Below are 18,285 nucleotides of genomic sequence, written 5' to 3' on the forward strand. Positions count from 1 at the left end.
AGGCGCCACACATCTCAAGCCGAACCCACCCAATGCATCAACGCCAGAACCAAAAGCACAAGAAACACGCTCTCCCCCACCATCAGCGCAATGGGTTTCACCCCGACCGAGGCCAGCGCCTTGAGTTGGGTTTTCATGCCCAGGGCACTGATCGCCACCACCAGGCAGCCGCGCGACAGGTCGTTGATACCGCCCTGCACCGCGGCGGGTACCCAGCCTGTGCTGTTGACGCACGCCAGCAGCAGGAAGCCGACCGCGAACCATGGCAACAAGGGCGGCCGCTGCCCGCCTGCCTCGAGGCCCTGGCGCCGGGTGATCATGGCCGCGCAGACAATGACCGGCAACAACATGGCCACCCGCATCAGCTTGACCACCGTGGCGATGTCGCCGGTCTCGGTAGACATGCTGTAGCCCGCGCCCACCACCTGCGCCACATCGTGGATGGTCGCACCGAGGAACACCCCGGCCTGGGCTGGGGACAGGTGCAGCCACTGGGCAATCATCGGGTACAGGATCATCGCCAGGGTCGACAGCGCCGACACGCCGATCACGGTAAACAGCGTTGCATGCTCCTTGCGCGGGTGCTGGGGCAAGGCAGCTGCCAGCGCCAGCGCCGCCGAGGCACCGCAAATGGCCGTGGCACCGCCGGTGAGCATGCCGAACAGCCGTGAAAACCCCAGCGCCTTGGCCACCACCACCGAAACCAGGATGGTCACCACCACCAGGGTCACGACCAGGGCCACGGGCTTCCAGCCCAGGCTGGCGATCTGGTCCAGGGTGATGCGCATGCCAAGTAGCGCCACGCCCAGGCGCAGTACTGTGCGGGCGGTGAACTCGATACCGGCTTTGCAGGGGCCATCGACCGCGAGAAAGTTCAGCGCCATCCCGAGTAACAAGGCAAACAGCATGACCGGCGCTGCGTAATGCTCACTGAGGAAACTGGCGGCCGCACCGACGATGAGGCTGACCACCACCCCCGGGGCGAGGGTGCGGATACGCTGATGGGTAGCGCCAAGTGCCAGTGTATTCATTGCCCCGCTTCCTCACAGTCAAACACGATGTAAACCTGCCCGCCCTGCTGCTCGACCGGGTAGCTGGCAACCTTCAAGGCCCTGGAATTGACCAGGTAGCCGCTGGCCAGGTCAAAGCGCAGGCCGTGCGCGCAGCACTGGATGACACGGCCTTCCAGCCGGCCGCCACACAACGACGCGCCCTGGTGCGGGCAGCTGTCGTCAATGGCATAGAGCGAGTCGGCAACGTTGAACAGTGCCACGCTGCGCCCTTCACAGGCCAACAGCACACGGCCGTCACGTTCCGGCACCTGATGGGGGGCCAATGCAATGCGCCGGGTCATGCCCTCTCAACCTCTTGCAGCGCTTCGGTCATGGCCGCATACAAGACCTCGGCAGGCTGCGCACCTGCAATGAGCGGCCCTTGATTGAAACGGAAACGCGGCACTGCACTGCCGGCGCGACCTGCCCCATCGAGGAACGGGCTGCCGTCGTCACGCAGGCAGTCGACAACCTGCACGGCTTCCAGCCCACAACATTGGGCGATGTCGAGCAAGGTGCGGCTATCCCCCAGGTCGCGCCCCTGGTGGAAATAGGCGATGAACAGCTGTGCCAGCAAGGCTTCCAGTTGCGCTGCTTCGAGCAACTGAGCAGCCCGTTGCAGCAGCCGATGGGCATTGCCGGTGTTGGGCATGCGGCGAATACGCGAGAAGTCGATGTCCTCGCCCACCACGCGGGCAGCGGCGCGCACCTGGGCCTGGCGCTCACGTACCGCTTCCTCGCTGCCCAGGCGTTGCAGATAGAAGGCATGGAACGGCACGCCACTGGCTGGCAAGCCCGGCAACAACTGCACACCTCGCCATTGCAGTTGTACCTGCACTTGCGGTTGTTCACGCTGCAAGTGCAAGAGCGCGGCCTGCAGGTGTCGCTGGCCAATCAGGCACCAGGGGCAGACGAAATCGAAGAACACTTCGACGGACAACAGCTGTTTCACGGTTTCAACTCCCGGGGTGCGGCAGCGTCGCCTGCCGGTGCATGCAGACGCTCCATGTCGCGGTGGTAATGACGTTTGGCAAGGAAAAACACCGCCGCCGCGCCGATGCTCATCAGCGGTACCAGCTGGAAGGCGGCATGCAAGCCGATCAGGTCGGAAACGCGCCCAGTGATCAGCGGCCCGGTCGCCAGGCCCAACAGGTTGTTGGCCAGGGTCAGGGTGGCAAACGCGGTGCCGTGCACCGAGGCGTGGGTGAGGTTGGCGACCATGGCACTGGACGGGCCGTTGGTGCCGGCGGCTATCATCATGCCCAGGCAGATCAGTACCAGTTGGGCGGTGCCGGCCGGCAGTGCGAAGGCGATGGACAACAGCGCGCAACTGCCCAGGCAGTAGGCGATGGCAAGGCTGATCTTGCGGTCCGGGCGCTGCCGCCCGAGGCGGTCGCAGAGCATGGCGCAGAGGATCATGCCGATGCCGCTGCACAGCACGATGACTGCGGCAATTGCCCCGGCGCGGTCGGTGCTCATGGCGTAATAGCGGTTCAGGTAGCTTGGCATCCACACGATCACGGTGCCGCCGACGAACAGCTGCAGCCCGCTGCCGACGTAGGCCGCGATGACCGAACGGCTGCTGTACAGGGTGCGCAGCGGGCGGCCGGCCCTGCCTTGCGACTGCTGCGCGCACCGAGGCGCAATACGTGCCTCCTTGACGATCAGCGGGTACAGCGTCGCCAGCACCAGGCCGAACAGCGCCATGCCAGCGAATGCCCAGCGCCAGCCCAGGTGCTGGGCCAGTACACCGCCCAGGGCCATGCCCAGCACCGAGCCGAACATGCCACCGGCCATGAACGCGCCGGCCAGGGTCGAGCGCATGTCGCGGGGGAACACGGCGACCACCACGGCGATGCCGACACTGCCGTAGGCAGCCTCGCCCACCCCCACCAGAAAACGCGCGACGAACATTTGCGGGTAGTTTTCCGCCAGGGCGCAGCCGAGGGTGGCCAGGCTCCACAGTACTGCCATCAGCACCAGGCTGCGCACCCGGCCGAAGCGGTCGGCCAGCAGCGACAGCGGGAAGGTCAGCAGGCCGACCATCAGCGCGACGATACCGCTGAGCAGGCCGAGCTGGCTGTCGCTCAATGCCCATTCGCCCTTGAGCAGCGGGAAAACCGCATTGAGCACCTGGCGCGACATGTAGTCGGAGATCAACAGGCCAAAGGTCAGGGCGAAGACCACCCAGGCATAGCGTCGGGGGACGCTGTGGGCGGTGTCGGTGCCGGAATCTTCGGCACTGGCGAGATAGGTGGCCATGTTGCCTCCTTGGGGTGATGTGGGTTTTTCTTGTTCTTATGTATTGGCACGCCCCCTGTAGGAGCGGCCTTGTGTCGCGATGGGCCGCAAAGCGGCCCCCGATTGAAGCGTCAACTCAACTATTGCCGGGGCTGCTGTGCAGCCCTGTCGCGACACAAGGCCGCTCCTACAAAGGCCAGCGCAGGCCAGTGAAGTCAGCGCTGCGGCACGCCCTTCACGCCCGGCTGGCGATTCGGCGCCATGCCGTTGGCCTCGAGGGTCTGCTCGATGCTGTCGTACTGCTGCCCGATGCGATAAATGGCGCGTGCTTCCTTGCCGCTGGCAATCTCGCGGCCCAGCTCATGGGCCACACGCACGGTCTGCTGGATCTGCTGCACCGAGGTGAAGCGCTTGCCATGCTGGTCGATGATGGTGTCTTCGTTGCCGCAGCGTGGGTGCAAGCCCATGGCCAGGGCCATGGTGTTGAACGGCAGCACGTTCTTCAGCAACGATTCGGCGGTCAGGGTGCAGCCGTCCGGCGCGCGGTGGATGAAGTTGAAGAAGTTGAACGGGTTGGGGCCGTCGAAACCGCCGCCGATGCCGATCCAGGTCAGGTTCAGCGGGCCCATGTAGTCACCGCGACGCACGATGCGCTCGAGCGTCTCCAGGGCATGCATGCCGGTCAGCTGGAAATGCGGCTGGATGTTGCTGGCCTGCAGGCGGCGCAGGTGCTCGCGGACCCAGGCCGGGCCGGCCGGCACGGTCATTTCGCTGTAGGCGGCATGAATCGCCGGGCTGGCCAGCGAGGTGCCTTCCAGGTACTCGGGGTACAGCAACTCCATGATGTTCATCTGCGTGGTGTTGATGGCCACGGTCACCTGGTCGGGGCGCGGCGTCAGCTCGGCGAGCATGTGCCGGGTGTCGTCCGACAGCCACTTGGCCGCCTCGCCCTCGCTTTCCGGGGCAAAGGAAATCGATCCGCCAACCTGGATGATCATGTCCGGCACCGCTTCGCGCACCCCGGCGATCAGCTCGTTGAACTTGGACAGGCGCTTGGAGCCCTTGCCGTCCAGTTCGCGCACGTGCAGGTGCAGTACGGTGGCACCTGCATCAAAGCAGTCGACAGCCTTCTGCACCTGCTCGTCCATGGTCAGGGGAATGTCTTCAGGGAAGTCTTCGGGCATCCACTCCGGGCCATAGGGCGCCACGGTGATCACCACCTTTTCCATGTTTTCCGGGTGCAACGAATCGTCGAAGAATTGCATGCTGTAGTCCTCGCTATTGTTATTGTGCGGTTGCCGCCAGCGACGGCGACGAACTCAGAACGTGGGGCTGCCCTTGATCCCGGCGCGCTCCATCTTGCGATGGCACGGCGGGTAGTCCATGACGGCGTAATGCTGTGTGCTGCGGTTGTCCCAGATCGCCACGCTGTTGGGCTTCCAGCGCCAGCGCACCTGGTACTCCGGCAGGTAGGCCTGGCTGATGAGGTAGCGCAGCAGGTCGCTGGCGCCGGGGTTGGCGTCCTGGCCGAAGCGCACCCGCTGCGGGGTGTGGTAGTTGCTGAAATGGGTGGTGAAGGCATTGACGAACAGCACCTGCTCGCCGGTTTCCGGGTGGGTGCGCACAACCGGGTGCTCGGCATCGGGGAACTGCGCCTTCAGCGCCAGGCGCTTCTCTAGCGGCATGGCAGCGCCAAAGCTCGCCTCGATGCTGTGGCGGGCGCGCAGGCCTTCGATCTTGGCCTTCACATCGCCTGGCAGGTTTTCATAGGCCAGCACCATGTTCGCCCACATCGTGTCGCCGCCCACGGGCGGGCATTCGATGCAGCGCAGCACACAGCCCATCGGCGGGGCCTCGCGCCAGGTGGCGTCGGTGTGCCAGGCATTTTCATAGCGGTCGTTGGGCTGGTCCGGGCGCTTGTAGATCTGTACCAGGCCCGGATGCTCCGGGTCGCTACCGGCCACCGGGTGATCCTCCAGGTCGCCGAAGCGGCGGGCGAACGCCACGTGTTCGGCGCGGCTGAAGTGCTGGTCGCGCAGGAACAGCACACGGTGCCGGAGCAACTGCGCGCGAAGCTGGGCGAACAGGTCGTCGTCGTGGATCGCGTCGGCCAGGTTGACCCCACTTACCTCGGCACCAATCGCGCAGGTCAGTTGTTCGATGTGCATGCTGTTGCCCTCTTCAGATGACGAAGATCGACGAGCCGGTGGTCTTGCGCGCTTCCAGGTCACGGTGGGCCTGGACGGCATCCTGCAGTGCGTAGTGCTGGTTGATCTCGATACGGATGCGCCCGCTGCCGACGTGATCGAACAGCTCACCGGCCAGGTCAGCCTTTTCCGCCGGGTCGGCGATGAAGTCGGCCAGTGCCGGGCGGGTGAGCTGCAGCGAGCCCTTGATCGCCAGCAACTGCGGGTCGAACGGCGGAATGGTGCCCGACGCCGTGCCGACGCAAACCATCAGGCCGCGGCGCTTGAGCGAATCGAGCGAGCCCATGAAGGTGTTCTTGCCAACGCTGTCGAACACCACGTTCACCCCCACCCCGTCGGTCAGCTCACGCACGCGCGTGGCAACGTCCTCGACGCTGTAGTTGATGACGTGGTTGCAGCCATGGGCGCGAGCCACTTCGGCCTTGGCCTCGGTGGACACCGTGCCGATCACGTTAAGCCCCAGCAGATGCGCCCACTGCGCGACGATCAGGCCGACCCCGCCAGCAGCGGCATGCAGCAGCACGCTGTCGCCGGGTTTGAAGTCATGCAGCCGACGCAGCAGATAGGCCGAGGTCAGGCCGCGCATGGTCATGGCAGCGGCGGTTTCGAAGGCGATGGTATCGGGCAGCTTGATCAGCGCGGCCGCGGGGATCAGGCGCTCGGTGCAATAGGCGCCCAAGGTGTTAAGGAAACCGGTGTAGGTGACCCGGTCACCGACTGCCACCTGGGTCACACCCTCGCCCAGTGCCTCGACCACCCCGGCCGCTTCCACGCCAATGCCGTTGGGCAGCGGGATCGGGTAGGTGCCGTTGCGGAAATAGGTATCGGCGTAGTTCAGGCCCACAGCCACCTGGCGCAAACGCACCTGCCCCGGGCCGGGCTCGCCGACCTCGGCGTCCTCGTAGCGCAGCACCTCGGGGCCACCGGTCTGATGGAAACGTACGACTTTGGACATGCTTGTCTCTCCAATCATCGATCTGGACGCATGGCGTCAGTTCTGGGTAATTGGACTGTATGCCCTTAGTGTGTGGGGTGCTTCGCATCGGACGACAGCGGGTTTTCATTTGATGACAGTACGAGCGTCGACCTGCCGATCACGAAAACTGTGTTTTATTCATGAGCCTCCTTGATGCTTGCCAATGGTCAGACTAATACTTAAGTCTCTGCCTGGGGAGGCACGAAAAATGCAACCAAGATTCGTTATCGTTCCCGCTGTGCCGATCGAAAAGGAGTCGTTCCGCGTGGGTAGCCGCTATTACGCCGCTACCGTATGTGGAGGTTTCGACATCTACGATAACCAAGCGAAGGAGCGGCTCAAGCCCAGTTATCCAAGCAGGACGGCTGCGCAGACGCAGTGTGAGCAGATGAACAAGCGCGGTGATGCAGGCTGATCGCGCAAGCAATAGCCTTGCTCGATCCCTGTGGGAGATCGCCCAGCCTTTCGGGTTGCGCTGTCATGTAGAGAACTGAGTTCGGAAGCAGTCCGCGTAATCTGTGGGAGCGGCTTTAGCCGCGAAGAATCCAAATGGCACCGGCTGCGCCGGTGTTCGCGGCTAAAGCCGCTCCCACATGGGGGCACGTTACTGCGGGTGCGGCAGTGCAGGCGTATGATTGAAAGCCGAGCGAATTGATATCGCCGGTCGGCGTCCTCTACCGGAGCACTGCCATGAACAAACCCTTTCACGCGCTGATCCTTGCACTGGCAGCGCTGTCTGCCTGTTCGTCCAATTCCACGCTGTACCACGATCAGCCGCTGGTGGCGAAAGTCACCAACGGCATGAGCAGAGACCAGGTCATGCAGGTAGGCGGCAAGCCCGATGCCGAGACCGAACGCACCGTGGTGCCCGGCACCTGTTTCGACTACATGCTGACCAAGGCCGACAACCGGCAGCCCTACAGCGTAAGTTTCGACGGCACCGGCAAAGTGGACAATACCGCTTTCATGACCTGCGCCGAGTGGAGCAATGCTCAGCGCAGGGCCCGCCTGCCCAGCATGGGCGGCTCTAGCGGATCGGGTTACTGAGTCAGTCCAGGCATTCCCTGGCTGCCTGGCGCAATTTGTCGCCAGACAGGAAGCTGCCCTTGTAGAAGGTCGCGCGGCTGCCCTCGTGGGAATCGACTACGTCCAGCACATCATCGGATGCCACGGGGCTGGGTGCCGTCAGCCGGTAGCCGTGGGCGATCGATTTCTGCGTGGCTTGAGGCGCCAGTGCTTGCCATTTGGGTAGTACGCAAGCGGCGTATTGCTGGGGCGATTTGTGAGTCAGTTTGCTGGCAGTGGGTTTGCCAGGGGTTGCGCAGCCGGCAACACCGGTGACCAGCACGGCGAAGAGAAAGATACGAAACATAGACATTTGCAATTAGCCATCAAGGATACGCTGCATTCTAACGGGGGTTGTATTGGCTTACCAATCAACCAAAGTCTCGCAGCACAGGCCCACCTGATATTTCTGCCAGTAGCCTGGGTGCGTGAAGGCTGGGAAAGTGAACCCTGCCAATAGCCTTCGGAGCACGCACCATGCAAAAGAACACCAACCGCACGCACTTCTTCTATCAGAATGGAAAACTCATCACCTTGAGTGTTGGTGAACAAGGTCGCAGCATTTTTCGTAATGCAGATATGCCACTGGCCGAACTACAAACAGAGGGCACGCACTCGAGCGAACTGCTGGTGACGGACGACAAAGGCTCAGTACTTAACGTTCTGGAAAATAGTAGCGGCAAGGATGACAAGAATGAAGGCGCTGGCTGACACCAGCGCCAGGCTTCAATCCAGTGCGCCGTTCAACACCTCGTAGATGATCCCCGTAGCGACTGCTACCAGGATCAGGTCCGCCCCCGCCTGCATCCACTCATAGCCATCATAATGAGGGAGTTGCCCCAACAGCCTGCCATCCAGCTTCTTGGCGATACCTGGCGGTAGAGGTTTGCCACGGGCCAGGTTCTTCTGAATGCCGGGGGGCAGCGCCGGCCCTGCGCTCCAGTAGCCACGGTGCCCGTCAAGAATGCCAAGCACATCGCCACGGTTTATCGACGGGCCACCATACGAGCCTCCGTGACCTTGACCATGCTGGCCCTTGTCCTTGCCGTGGCCCTGCCCTTTACCATTACCCGGGTCGGCATAAGTGAGCGCCGGCCCCACTGCCAGCGCGATCGAGGTAGCGATAACTGCCCATCGACGCTTTGCCATAGCTGTTTCCTTACACGAGAGACGTCCCTGCACTTTAGACCAAAACCCGGTTCAGGGTGAAAGTCCCCAAACACGGGTCAAGGCTTGGCACTCCGATAGAGCATGATGGCTGCCACATCAAGGGCCAGCACGCCAATGGCGAAGAGAAACATGAAATAAAGATCTTCAGGAAGCATGGCCGTATCCCCGAATAGGCAGGTTTGCAGGGATACTGCAATTCCCGTTCCTGACGCCTCGCTGAACGAACCTGCCCCTCTTTTATCGAGATGGTTGCTCCATAACCACGACATCACCGCCATGAACACGCGATTCAGCCGGTAGAGAGCCAGAACGGCTTTCCCATTTTGCAATCACGATCGGCGCCAGCGCATTGCCGAGCACATTCAGTGCCGTAACGGGCATGTCCATCAATCGATATACCCCTGCAATCAAGGCCACGCCTTCCAAAGGCAAACCTGCCGCCGTCAGGGTTGCAGTGAGAATCACGAACATGAACCCGGGCACTCCGGCAGCCCCTTTGGACGTCAATACCATGATGAATACCAGCATGACCTGGTCTGCCAAGGCCAGTTCAATATGGTAGGCCTGCGCGATAAACAGTGTACCCAAGCCCGCAAACAGCGACGCGCCATCCAGGTTGAATGAATAACCCAATGGGATCACCAGCGAAGTGATCGTACGCGGTATACCCCTTGCTTCGGTCTTGGCCATCAATTGCGGCATGACGGTGGCAGAACTCGCGCTGCTGAACGCCAGTATCAGTTCACCCTTGAAGGCCTTGATGATCTCGAAGATATTCTCTCCAACAGCCCTGGCAACAAGCCCCAGCACGACAATTGCAAAGAACAGTACCGCCACATAAGTGATGGCAATCAGTTTTGCCAACGGCAGCAGTGAGTCAATCCCGAAGGTGGACACGGTGACGGCGATCAGGGCAAAGATGCCGATCGGTGAGTAGGCCATGACCATATGAGTGACCTTGAACATGGTATCCACCACCGTCTGCAGCACCGCAACCAACGGCTTTTTCCTGGGTTCATCCAGCGTAGACAGTGCCACCCCGAACAAGATTGCGAAGAACAGTACCGACAACAGCTTCGCCTCTGCCATTGCGGCCACTACGTTATCAGGAATGATGTCCAACAGTACCTTGCCGAGCCCTGCCGAACCATTTTGCACCGGTGGCACTGCTTCACTCGCCGATGAAACGGCGAAGCCCGCACCGGCGCCTGGCTGGAGCACATTACCGATCAACAAACCGAAAATGATTGCGACCCCGGTGACAACAAAGAAATAGACAAGGCTTTTTGTTCCCACCCGCCCCAATGCGCGTTTGCCAGAGCCGGCTATGCCTACCACCATGCAGGAAAACACCAGCGGCACGATGATCATTTTCATCAGTTTTATAAACGCGTCGCCCGCCGGCTGTAGCACTTGTTCGATCCACCACCCCTTGTAATCGGGAAAATGATTCAACAACACGCCAACGCATATACCGACAGCCAGACCAATTGCAATTTGCGTGATTAAATTTATTTTTATTCTCACGGGACTGATCTCTGTTTTATAAAATACTAGGAAGCAAATACTGCACTCAAATTCTTGAACCCCTTGATCTCGATCGGGTTACCACTGGGATCCAGGAAAAACATCGTCCTCTGCTCGCCAGGCTCACCCTCGAAACGAACGACCGGCGGGATTTCGAACTGCACGCCCAGAACTCCAAGGCGCTCAGCCAAGGCTTGCCAGCGATCCAGAGGCAATATCACCCCGATATGGGGCATCAGTACAAGGTGCGGGCCCACCTTGCCAGTGCGGCTGGTTTCAAAGGGCTTGCCCACATGCAGAGATATCTGGTGACCAAAGAACTCGAAGTCTACCCAGGTCTCAGTGCTACGTCCCTCGACGCAACCAAGAACTTCTTTATAGAATTTTCTTGCCACATCCAGATCGCTGACATGATAAGCAACATGAAAGGGTGTCAACATGATGGTACTCCTCGAACGGAGCCACTATCCTCACACCGCCCGGCACTCATGTACACCAACTGACACTTGGCCTGAGCATAAGCATTACTTATGGACATTCAAAATCTGGAAAGCCTCATATCTGTTGTGGAGTGCGGCTCCATTGCGGGTGCGGCAAAGAAAGCAAATGTTTCAGCCGCTGCAATAAGTTTGCGTATTCGAAATTTGGAGAAACACTTGGGCTGCACTCTCTTCAATAGAGAAGCACACGCGATAAGGCCGACAGAACAGCTGCTGGCATTGATTCCACGGATACGTTGCATCATCGAGCATGCCAATCAGCTGAGGAACGACCTCAACGCCGACACGCTGACCGGGGAACTGCGCATTGGCGCCATATCAACCGCCCTCACCGGCCTTGTACCGGCAGCACTGGAGCATTTGTCTTCCTCCGCGCCCGACCTCAAGCTCACCATCACGCCCGGTGACTCGAAACTGCTTCATGACAAGCTGATCAATCAGGAACTGGATGCGGGAATCCTGGTCGCGCCCCCCTTCAAGACCGCAAAATCGTTGAGAACGCTCACGTTGCGCAGCGAACCGCTGTGCTTGTTGGCACCTGCCGCGGCCTCCCGGGCTGAAGCGCAGGCAATGCTGGCCACCGGGCCCTATATCCGATATGCCGTCGATTCCTGGGGCGGCCTGATAACCCAGCGCTATCTGGACGATCTGGGCCTCGCGCCAAGCGTGGCTTGCGACCTTGATGCGCTCGAAGCCATCAGCCTGCTGGTGTCGCTGGGGCAAGGCGTTTCCTTGGTACCGCAATGGCCGTCATTGCTGGAGCAATCGCCAAACGCCCGGATTCTGAGCGAAGAACCAAGATACTGCCGCGACATAGTGCTGGCCTACAGTGCCGGCCATCACCGCACCTCGGCAATCAAGCTGCTGGCATCCGTACTGATGGCCTGACGCTCCGACTCAGTACAGACGGGCCTTGATCAGTGGGCGCAGCAAGTAATTGAGCACGCTGCGCTTGCCGCTGAGGATATCCACCTCGGCAACCATGCCGGGGATGATCGGCAGCACCTCCTCGCCGCGCTTGAGCTGGCTGCCGTCAGTGCGAATCAGCACCTGATAGTACGACTCCTTGCCGTGGGGCGTGTCCTCCTCAATGGTGTCGGCGCTGATCTGCTCCAGGGTGCCCTTGAGGTCGCCATAGATGCTGAAATCGTAGGCGGTGATCTTCACCTTGGCCGGCATGCCCGGTACCAGGAAGGCCACGTCGCGCGGCTTGATCCTGGCCTCTACCAGCAGGCGGTCCTCCACCGGGATCACCTCCATGATCGCTTCGCCGGGCTGGATCACCCCGCCACGGGTGTTGATCAGCACGGTGTTCACCCGCCCACGCACCGGCGAAACGATCCCGGTGCGGCGCAGCTGGTCCTGGCGCTGCTGGACGATCGGCTCCAGGGCACTGAGGTCGGCCTTGCGCTGTGAGCGTTCGGTATAGGCATCCTGGAAGTAGCTGCTCTTCAGCTCGGTCAGCTTGCCGTTGAGGGTAGCGATGTCCTGGCTCAGGCGCAGCGCCTCCATCTGGCTCACCGCACGCTTGGCCACCAGCGGGCGGACCAGGTCGAGCTGGCTCTGGGCCAGGCTGATCTGCCTCTGGATCGCCTGGCTGCCTTCGAGCAGCTTGTCCCGCCGCGACTTGAACAGCTCGCGCTCGGAACGCGCCAGCGGCCCTTGCGGGTCGATGTCCGGCGGGAACTCGATGGCCGCCTTGCCCAGCACCTCGGCGTCCAGCCGGGCGATGGCCGCGCGCAGCACGCCGGCCTGGTTGGCCGACTCCTGGAAATTGGTGAGAAAGCGCGTCTCGTCCAGGCGCAGCAGCGGCTGGCCGACCTCCACCAGGTCACCCTCCTGCACCAGCAGGCGGTCGAGAATGCCCCCTTCCAGGCTCTGGATCTTCTGGATGCGGCTGAACGGCACCACACGCCCATCGCCGCGCGTCACTTCATCGAGCTCCGCCCAGGCAGCCCAGGCAACGAACAGCAAGACGCTGCCGAGCAGGGTCCAGAGCAGCGGGCGATAGACCGGGTGAGTGGTCGCCAGCAAGGGATCGGCCAGTTGCCGGCGCAGCACTACAGAACTTTTTTCAGTTGCCATGGCCGGCTCCTTCGGCGACCTGCGGCGCCTGTACCTGGTTGCCCAGCACCACCTGGTTCAGCGGGCCGTCCATGATCACCTGGCCGTTGCGCAGCACCACTGCACGGTCCACCAGCGCCAAGACGCTTTTCTTGTGGGTGGTGATGATCAGGGTGCGCCGGCCCAGCCATTTCTGCAGGTAGTCGATGACCTGCTTCTCGCTGTTCTGGTCGAAGGCCGCGGTCGGCTCGTCAAGCAGCAGGATCGGCGGGTCCTGCAACAGTACGCGGGCCAACCCCACCGCCTGGCGCTGGCCGCCGGAGAGGCTGGCATTGCCCTGGATCGGCATGTCCAGGCCCAACGGGTGGGCGCGCACGAAAGTGCCCAGCCCCACGCCATCGAGGGCTTCCAGCAATTCCTCGTCGCCCAGCGCGGCGTTGGCCAGGTTGAGGTTTTCCCGCAGGCTGCCGTGGAACAGCGCCACATCCTGCGGCAAGTAGCCGATGCCGCGCTGGCGGTCGGCCGGGTCGAGCTGGCTCAGGGCGATGTCGTCCAGCAGCAGCCGGCCGGATTGCGCTTCGAGCAGGCCGCTGAGCAGCCGCAGCAGGGTCGACTTGCCGGCGCCGTTGCCACCGAGCAGCGCTACCCGCTCGCCGGCCTGGATGTTCAGCGCCTGCACGTCGACCACCGGTGGGCTGTCGCCATGGGCCAGGCGCAGCGCCTCCAGGCGGTAATGCCCGTGGAGCCGGTCGCGGTGCACGAAGCGCTTGCCGGCGGGCCGCTCCTGCTCGGCGGACATCAGCTGGTCGAGCCCCTCCAGCGCCACCTTGGTATGTTGCCAGCGGCCAAGGATGGCGGCAGCCTGGGACAGTGGTGCGATGGCCCGCGAGGCCAGGATCGAACAGGCCACCAGGGCACCGACGGTCATCGCGCCGTCGCTTATCCGGTAGACGCCGAACACCACCACCCCGACATAGCACAGCTGCTGAACGATACTCGCCGAATAGCTGAGGGTCGAGGCCAACGCATGGGTCTTCATTGCAGTACCGGCCAGTTCCCCGGTGAGCGTCTCCCACTGCTGTTGGCAGCGGCCTTCGGCACGCGCAGCCTTGACCGTCTCCAGGTGTTCGAAGGCTTCCAGCAGCACGCTGTTCTTCAGCGCCCCTTCGCGCAGGTTCTGCCGCGACAGGTGCCCCAGCAGGCGCTGGGTCAGAAGCCCTGGCAGCAGCATCAGCACACAGGCCACCAGCGGCACCCAGACCACATGGCCGCCGATCACGGCAATGATCAACAGGAAGATCGCCACGAACGGCAGGTCGCTGATCAGTGCGGCGCTGGACGAAGTGAAGAACTCTCGGACCGACTCGAACTCACGCACCTGGGTGCTGAACGCGCCCATCGACGCCGGTTTGGCGGCAATCCGGGTACTTAGCACGCGCGCGAACAGCAGGCTCGACAACTGCAGGTCCAGGCGCTTGCCGAGAACGTTCAGCAGGTGCCCGCGAAGGATCCGCAATACCCCGTCGACGATGATCGCCAGGGCCACGCCGCTGGCGAGTATCCATAGGGTATCGAAGGCTGCGTTGGGCACCACTCGGTCGTAAACCTGCATGGCGAACAGCGCCGAGGCGACGGCCAGGACGTTGGCCACCAGGGCCGCCGCCGTGACTTCCGCATAGGAGCGCCAAAGCCGCTTTAGCGGCCCGAAGAACCAGTGCTCCGGCAGGCCGCTGGCGTAGTCGCCCACCCGCCCATCGGGGCGGTAGCGGCACTTGGCGAACACCGCCGTGCCGCTGTAAAGCGCCTCCAGAGCGGGCAGCACCAGGCACTCACGGCCGCCGTCGCTCTGCGGCACCAGCACCTCGTACTGCTCACCCTCGATGCCAACCAGCAGCAGGCTGCGGCCATCGTCAAGCAACAGCAGGGCCGGCAGCAGGTAGGCGTCCATCTGCCGCAACGGGAGTTCCGCGACCCTGGCAGTGATGTCGGCGCGACGCAGGGCGCGGGCGACCAAGCGCAGCGGCAGGCGTCCGTGCTCCAGTGCCAAGCCGTCGACCAGCTCGGCGTCGCCCAGCGGCCGGCCCAATTGCCGGCACAGCAGCAACAGGCCCTGGCGCAGCGGGTCGTCGTGGTTCAGGGTCACGACATTATCCGGGGATTGTTCAACTTCCATGATTCAACCGATTCTCCAGTAATGCCCCCAACAACCCGACCTGCGCGGCCGCTCGATACTCGATACGCTTGCGCTCTATGTGCAGATTGATCAACTGCCGCTCGGCCTCGAAGCGTTCGCGCTGCACGTTGAGCAAGTCGATCACGTCGCGCCGGCCGACCTCGAATTGCTCGCGGTACAGCTCGCCAACCTGCTCCGACTCCGTCACCTGCTGGCTCAGGGACTGTTCCCGCCACCGTAGCGTGTCACCGTTGTCGAACAGCGTCTGCAACTGCCGGCGGATGTCACGCTGCATCGCATCGGCCGTCCATTGCGCCGACTCCAGACGCTGTTGCGCAGCAGTCGGCCGACGGAAGTTGGAAAGCCCCTGGAAGGTATCCATGCGAAAGCGCAGCGACATCACCGAGTCGCTTTCCGGACGACCGCCGATCTCCCGGCGCAACGCGGAGGCCTCCAGATTCAACTGCGGCAGCAACGAAGCCTTGGCCTCGCGGACTTGCGCCTCGGCGACATTGGCGTCCTCCAGCGCCTTGCGCTGCAACGGCGACTCACGGATCACCCGCGCCACGTCGCTGGCAGCCAGGTAGCGCTGCAGCGACATCGGCTCTGGCTCCACCAGTTCGGAGGGGTCCTGGCCAACCAGGATCGCGTACTGGTTGCGCGCGTCCTGCAGGTTGCCCTTCTCCAGCGACAGCTGTTCCTGGGCACGTGACAGTTCGAGGTTGGCGCGGTCCAGTTCGCTGCGGTCGGCGTATCCATCGCTGCCGCGCGCCTGGGTCATCTCGCGGATGCCGTCGAGGCGCTGGATGTGCTGGCGCACCGTCTCCACCCGGCGCTCCGAGGCAAGCACATCGAGGTAGGTCTCGACGATATCCAGCGCAGCATCGTCGCGCGCCACCAGCACCGCCTCGGACAGTTTGCGCCGGGTGGCGCTGGCGCTGTCGACCTTGCTCGTCACCCTTCCCCAGTCATACAGCATCTGCGATACGGTGACGTCGTAGACGACCTCGCCAACGTCGAACTCCTGCGGCCCCCCGGACATGGTGACGGAGGGGTAGTAACCACCCTTGGCGATCTCTACTTCGGTACCCGCACGGTCCGCTTCGGCCATCGCCGAACGCACCTGCGGGTGGATCGCCAACCCCGCCCGCACCGCCTGGTCGAGAGGGATGGCCGGCGCGGACAGCGGCAGCCCGAAGCACAGGAGCCAAAGGGCTCCCGCGCCACGGCGCCTTCCCTTGAGCACGGACAGGCCGCGCATCAGACCACGACCTGTACCGTGTTGTCCTCGATCAGCAGGGTACTGCTGCCAAAGTTATAGACGTCGTAGGTAATGCCGTTGACCTGCTGGGTGGTTCCTGTGTTCACGGCACCCACCACGTTGAGGGTGTCGTTGCTCTCGCCAGTGATCTGCAGGATGTTGTTGCCATCGGTGATGGCGTCGACCTCCGCCGCCGTCAATGTCAGCACGCTTCCCGAGTCGCCCTTGCCGAGGTCGATGCGCTCGATGTTGGAGAGCGTACCGACGCCGACGGCGTTGTAGTCAAGGTCGATGCCGTCGGCCAGGATCAGGGTGTCGAAGCCTGCACCGCCGTCGATGCTGGTGAAGTCGGTCGAGGTGATCTGGATGGCGTCGTTGCCATCGCCTGCCACTACCTGATCGCCGGTCCCCACGTTGAAGATCAGGTCGCTGCCATCGCCTCCATTGATGTGCTCCGAACTGCCGTCCGCCCCGGACATGACATCGTCCCCCGAGGTGCCGTTGACGTCGATCTGGCCGATATTCAGCGACAGCCCGTTAGGGGCAAGGGTAATGCCGTAGGCCGAGCTGTCATTGCCGTTGGTGTCGGTGGAGACAACGTTGAACGAGATCTGCGAACCCAGGTTGAGGATATCGGTGATGTTCAACCCCAACTGGGTGAGGACGGTCGGGCTCAGCAGGTTCAGCGAGAAATTGCCGGAACTGTCCGCCTGAATCGGCAGCAGCTCGACGTTCAGCGCCGGGGTGATGACACGGATCACCACGCTGGAGTCCGGCTCGGTGGTGCCGCTGAAACCGAACCGCGGGTTCAGCGGGTTGAGGCTGACATCGACGCCGAAGTTGCCGATGGTCACTGGCTGCTCGATGCTGCTGCCGACGCCGATGGTCGCCACATTGCTCGGGTTGCCGGCCGGGTCCTCGCCGGTCACCGAGACCTGGGCATTGAGCAACTGGTCCAGGGTAAGGTCAATGTCCAGGTCGGTAAGCAGGTTCAGCGAAGCCAGCCCGCTGTTGTCGGCAGTCACCGTGGCGGTGGCAGTGACGCCGCCGATGTCCACTTCGACCGTCAGTTCGGTTCCCGGATCGGTGGAGATGGTCAGGATGCTGCCCACCAGCGACAACACCGGGGTCGCAGGCGGGATGGTGTCGACAGTGAACGGCACCGAGGTCGAGGCAGTACCGCCATTGATGTCTGCGGTGACGGTGGAGGCGCCTTCCGGGAATGGCCCCATGCCACTGCCCGGGGGAATGGTCACGGTGACGCTGCCGGCCAGGATATCGCCGGCGGTGATGGTGTGCGTTGCCTGCGTCTCGTAGCCGTTCTGCCCGGCGAAGGCGACCGTGATCACCTGGCCGACCTGCATGGTCGGGCGGATCGTCACGTCGACCTGGATGCCGTCGCTGATCTCGGCAGCATTGATCCAGGTATCGGCTGCCTCCGGCACGCTGATCGTCGGCGGCGCCAGGTCCGGCGCATTGATCGTCGCCGGGCCGCTGAGGTTGCCGGCAGCGTCAGCGGTGACCCCGCTGATCAACTCGCCAGTGATAAGCGGTGGCGCGAACGGCAGGCTGAAGTTGCCACTACCGTCGACATTTACCGTGATCGGGTTGGCGGTATCGCCGTCGATCACGAGGCGTACCTGGCTGTTCGGCTCGGCGGTACCAGTCAGCAGCGCACCATCGGCACTGATGCTCAGCAGCGGCGCCGACGGTGCCACCGTGTCGACCGTGGTACTGGCCGGACCGCTGGTGTTACCGGCGGCGTCCTCGGCCACCGCGTTGACCACCGTGCCATTGGCCAGCGGCGTGGCCGGGGTGAAGCTCCAGTCGCCACTGCCGTCGGCGGTCGTCTCGCCGATCGGGTTGCCGCCACCATCGGTGAGGATGACGGTGGCGCCGGGCTCAGCGGTACCCGTGAGGACCACACCATTGCTCGGCTCGATGGTCGGCGCGCCCGGGGCGATAGCGTCAACGGTGACGCTGCTCGGCCCGCTGGCATTGCCGGCCGGGTCATGGGCCACGGCGTTGACCACTGTGCCGTTGGCCAGC

The 18,285-nt window shown here is 62.9% G+C and carries 19 protein-coding genes; 4 read left to right on the plus strand and 15 right to left on the minus strand.

What is annotated here, in order from left to right:
- Positions 1 to 14 precede the first annotated feature (14 nt).
- From RR51_RS10805 to RR51_RS10835, 7 genes are all read right to left on the minus strand, one after another.
- On the minus strand, positions 15 to 1,031 hold the full coding sequence (locus tag RR51_RS10805; RefSeq protein WP_039613495.1) for a YeiH family protein: 1,017 nt from the start codon (positions 1,029 to 1,031) through the stop codon (positions 15 to 17).
- On the minus strand, positions 1,028 to 1,354 hold the full coding sequence (locus RR51_RS10810; RefSeq protein WP_039613496.1) for a Rieske (2Fe-2S) protein: 327 nt from the start codon (positions 1,352 to 1,354) through the stop codon (positions 1,028 to 1,030). The genes RR51_RS10805 and RR51_RS10810 overlap by 4 nt, the downstream gene beginning before the upstream one ends.
- Positions 1,351 to 2,004 (minus strand): DsbA family oxidoreductase, encoded by a 654-nt coding sequence (locus RR51_RS10815; protein ID WP_039613497.1) that lies wholly within the window; start codon positions 2,002 to 2,004, stop codon positions 1,351 to 1,353. The genes RR51_RS10810 and RR51_RS10815 overlap by 4 nt, the downstream gene beginning before the upstream one ends.
- Entirely contained in the window at positions 2,001 to 3,314 is a 1,314-nt protein-coding gene (locus RR51_RS10820; protein ID WP_039613498.1) for an MFS transporter, read from the minus strand. The genes RR51_RS10815 and RR51_RS10820 overlap by 4 nt, the downstream gene beginning before the upstream one ends.
- 194 nt (positions 3,315 to 3,508) lie before the next feature.
- Positions 3,509 to 4,558 carry a 3-keto-5-aminohexanoate cleavage protein gene (locus tag RR51_RS10825; protein ID WP_039613499.1) on the minus strand — a complete coding sequence of 350 codons (1,050 nt, stop codon included), beginning with the start codon at positions 4,556 to 4,558 and terminating at the stop codon, positions 3,509 to 3,511.
- A gap of 54 nt (positions 4,559 to 4,612) precedes the next feature.
- Positions 4,613 to 5,461, minus strand: coding sequence for a TauD/TfdA dioxygenase family protein (locus tag RR51_RS10830; protein ID WP_013972530.1), 849 nt, complete (start codon positions 5,459 to 5,461; stop codon positions 4,613 to 4,615).
- 13 nt (positions 5,462 to 5,474) lie between these two features.
- Positions 5,475 to 6,455: a quinone oxidoreductase family protein gene (locus RR51_RS10835; protein WP_039613500.1), complete on the minus strand. Its 981-nt coding sequence runs from the start codon at positions 6,453 to 6,455 to the stop codon at positions 5,475 to 5,477.
- A gap of 229 nt (positions 6,456 to 6,684) precedes the next feature.
- Here RR51_RS10835 and RR51_RS10840 point away from each other — a divergent pair, with 229 nt between their 5' ends.
- Together RR51_RS10840 and osmE are read left to right on the plus strand one after the other, a co-directional pair.
- On the plus strand, positions 6,685 to 6,891 hold the full coding sequence (locus RR51_RS10840) for a hypothetical protein (protein WP_003258802.1): 207 nt from the start codon (positions 6,685 to 6,687) through the stop codon (positions 6,889 to 6,891).
- A gap of 275 nt (positions 6,892 to 7,166) precedes the next feature.
- Entirely contained in the window at positions 7,167 to 7,523 is a 357-nt protein-coding gene (gene osmE / locus RR51_RS10845; RefSeq protein WP_003258803.1) for an osmotically-inducible lipoprotein OsmE, read from the plus strand.
- Position 7,524: 1 nt separating this feature from the next.
- Here osmE and RR51_RS10850 read toward each other — a convergent pair whose 3' ends face one another.
- Positions 7,525 to 7,854, minus strand: coding sequence for a hypothetical protein (locus RR51_RS10850; RefSeq protein WP_038409613.1), 330 nt, complete (start codon positions 7,852 to 7,854; stop codon positions 7,525 to 7,527).
- A gap of 164 nt (positions 7,855 to 8,018) precedes the next feature.
- Between RR51_RS10850 and RR51_RS10855 the strand changes: the two genes are divergently transcribed.
- The gene (locus tag RR51_RS10855; protein WP_039613501.1) at positions 8,019 to 8,252 is read left to right on the plus strand and encodes a hypothetical protein; all 234 of its coding nucleotides are present in this window, start codon (positions 8,019 to 8,021) and stop codon (positions 8,250 to 8,252) included.
- A gap of 15 nt (positions 8,253 to 8,267) precedes the next feature.
- On the opposite strand, the gene RR51_RS10860 is transcribed toward RR51_RS10855, so the two are convergent.
- From RR51_RS10860 to RR51_RS10870, 3 genes are all read right to left on the minus strand, one after another.
- Entirely contained in the window at positions 8,268 to 8,690 is a 423-nt protein-coding gene (locus tag RR51_RS10860) for an anti-virulence regulator CigR family protein (protein WP_015270222.1), read from the minus strand.
- Positions 8,691 to 8,948: 258 nt separating this feature from the next.
- Complete coding sequence (locus RR51_RS10865) at positions 8,949 to 10,238, minus strand: cation:dicarboxylate symporter family transporter (RefSeq protein WP_039613502.1); 1,290 nt, start codon at positions 10,236 to 10,238, stop codon at positions 8,949 to 8,951.
- A 26-nt stretch (positions 10,239 to 10,264) separates the two neighbouring features.
- Positions 10,265 to 10,678: a VOC family protein gene (locus RR51_RS10870; RefSeq protein WP_039613503.1), complete on the minus strand. Its 414-nt coding sequence runs from the start codon at positions 10,676 to 10,678 to the stop codon at positions 10,265 to 10,267.
- Between the two features lie 90 nt (positions 10,679 to 10,768).
- Between RR51_RS10870 and RR51_RS10875 the strand changes: the two genes are divergently transcribed.
- The gene (locus tag RR51_RS10875) at positions 10,769 to 11,626 is read left to right on the plus strand and encodes a LysR family transcriptional regulator (protein ID WP_039613504.1); all 858 of its coding nucleotides are present in this window, start codon (positions 10,769 to 10,771) and stop codon (positions 11,624 to 11,626) included.
- 9 nt (positions 11,627 to 11,635) lie between these two features.
- On the opposite strand, the gene RR51_RS10880 is transcribed toward RR51_RS10875, so the two are convergent.
- The 4 genes from RR51_RS10880 to RR51_RS10895 all read right to left on the minus strand — a co-directional run.
- Entirely contained in the window at positions 11,636 to 12,823 is a 1,188-nt protein-coding gene (locus RR51_RS10880) for an HlyD family efflux transporter periplasmic adaptor subunit (protein WP_052261048.1), read from the minus strand.
- The gene (locus tag RR51_RS10885; protein WP_039613505.1) at positions 12,813 to 14,975 is read right to left on the minus strand and encodes a type I secretion system permease/ATPase; all 2,163 of its coding nucleotides are present in this window, start codon (positions 14,973 to 14,975) and stop codon (positions 12,813 to 12,815) included. The genes RR51_RS10880 and RR51_RS10885 overlap by 11 nt, the downstream gene beginning before the upstream one ends.
- Positions 14,965 to 16,236 (minus strand): TolC family protein, encoded by a 1,272-nt coding sequence (locus RR51_RS10890; protein ID WP_039613506.1) that lies wholly within the window; start codon positions 16,234 to 16,236, stop codon positions 14,965 to 14,967. Before RR51_RS10890 ends, RR51_RS10885 begins: the two co-directional genes overlap by 11 nt.
- Positions 16,236 to 18,285: Ig-like domain-containing protein (locus RR51_RS10895; RefSeq protein WP_039613507.1), on the minus strand; the 2,050-nt coding region annotated here is incomplete at its 5' end. The genes RR51_RS10890 and RR51_RS10895, both read right to left, overlap by 1 nt.

This window comes from Pseudomonas sp. C5pp, assembly GCF_000814065.1.
GTDB classification, from domain to species: Bacteria; Pseudomonadota; Gammaproteobacteria; order Pseudomonadales; family Pseudomonadaceae; genus Aquipseudomonas; species Aquipseudomonas asiatica.

What these genes read in the sequence shown, in the direction of transcription:
- RR51_RS10820 (WP_039613498.1), bottom strand. Translation starts at nt 3,314, where the DNA reads ATGGCCACCTATCTCGCCAGTGCCGAAGATTCCGGCACCGACACCGCC.
- RR51_RS10875 (WP_039613504.1), top strand. Translation starts at nt 10,769, where the DNA reads ATGGACATTCAAAATCTGGAAAGCCTCATATCTGTTGTGGAGTGCGGC.
- RR51_RS10890 (WP_039613506.1), bottom strand. Translation starts at nt 16,236, where the DNA reads ATGCGCGGCCTGTCCGTGCTCAAGGGAAGGCGCCGTGGCGCGGGAGCC.
- RR51_RS10880 (WP_052261048.1), bottom strand. Translation starts at nt 12,823, where the DNA reads ATGGCAACTGAAAAAAGTTCTGTAGTGCTGCGCCGGCAACTGGCCGAT.
- osmE (WP_003258803.1), top strand. Translation starts at nt 7,167, where the DNA reads ATGAACAAACCCTTTCACGCGCTGATCCTTGCACTGGCAGCGCTGTCT.
- RR51_RS10830 (WP_013972530.1), bottom strand. Translation starts at nt 5,461, where the DNA reads ATGCACATCGAACAACTGACCTGCGCGATTGGTGCCGAGGTAAGTGGG.
- RR51_RS10835 (WP_039613500.1), bottom strand. Translation starts at nt 6,455, where the DNA reads ATGTCCAAAGTCGTACGTTTCCATCAGACCGGTGGCCCCGAGGTGCTG.
- RR51_RS10855 (WP_039613501.1), top strand. Translation starts at nt 8,019, where the DNA reads ATGCAAAAGAACACCAACCGCACGCACTTCTTCTATCAGAATGGAAAA.
- RR51_RS10870 (WP_039613503.1), bottom strand. Translation starts at nt 10,678, where the DNA reads ATGTTGACACCCTTTCATGTTGCTTATCATGTCAGCGATCTGGATGTG.
- RR51_RS10860 (WP_015270222.1), bottom strand. Translation starts at nt 8,690, where the DNA reads ATGGCAAAGCGTCGATGGGCAGTTATCGCTACCTCGATCGCGCTGGCA.
- RR51_RS10850 (WP_038409613.1), bottom strand. Translation starts at nt 7,854, where the DNA reads ATGTCTATGTTTCGTATCTTTCTCTTCGCCGTGCTGGTCACCGGTGTT.
- RR51_RS10825 (WP_039613499.1), bottom strand. Translation starts at nt 4,558, where the DNA reads ATGCAATTCTTCGACGATTCGTTGCACCCGGAAAACATGGAAAAGGTG.
- RR51_RS10805 (WP_039613495.1), bottom strand. Translation starts at nt 1,031, where the DNA reads ATGAATACACTGGCACTTGGCGCTACCCATCAGCGTATCCGCACCCTC.
- RR51_RS10810 (WP_039613496.1), bottom strand. Translation starts at nt 1,354, where the DNA reads ATGACCCGGCGCATTGCATTGGCCCCCCATCAGGTGCCGGAACGTGAC.
- RR51_RS10840 (WP_003258802.1), top strand. Translation starts at nt 6,685, where the DNA reads ATGCAACCAAGATTCGTTATCGTTCCCGCTGTGCCGATCGAAAAGGAG.
- RR51_RS10885 (WP_039613505.1), bottom strand. Translation starts at nt 14,975, where the DNA reads ATGGAAGTTGAACAATCCCCGGATAATGTCGTGACCCTGAACCACGAC.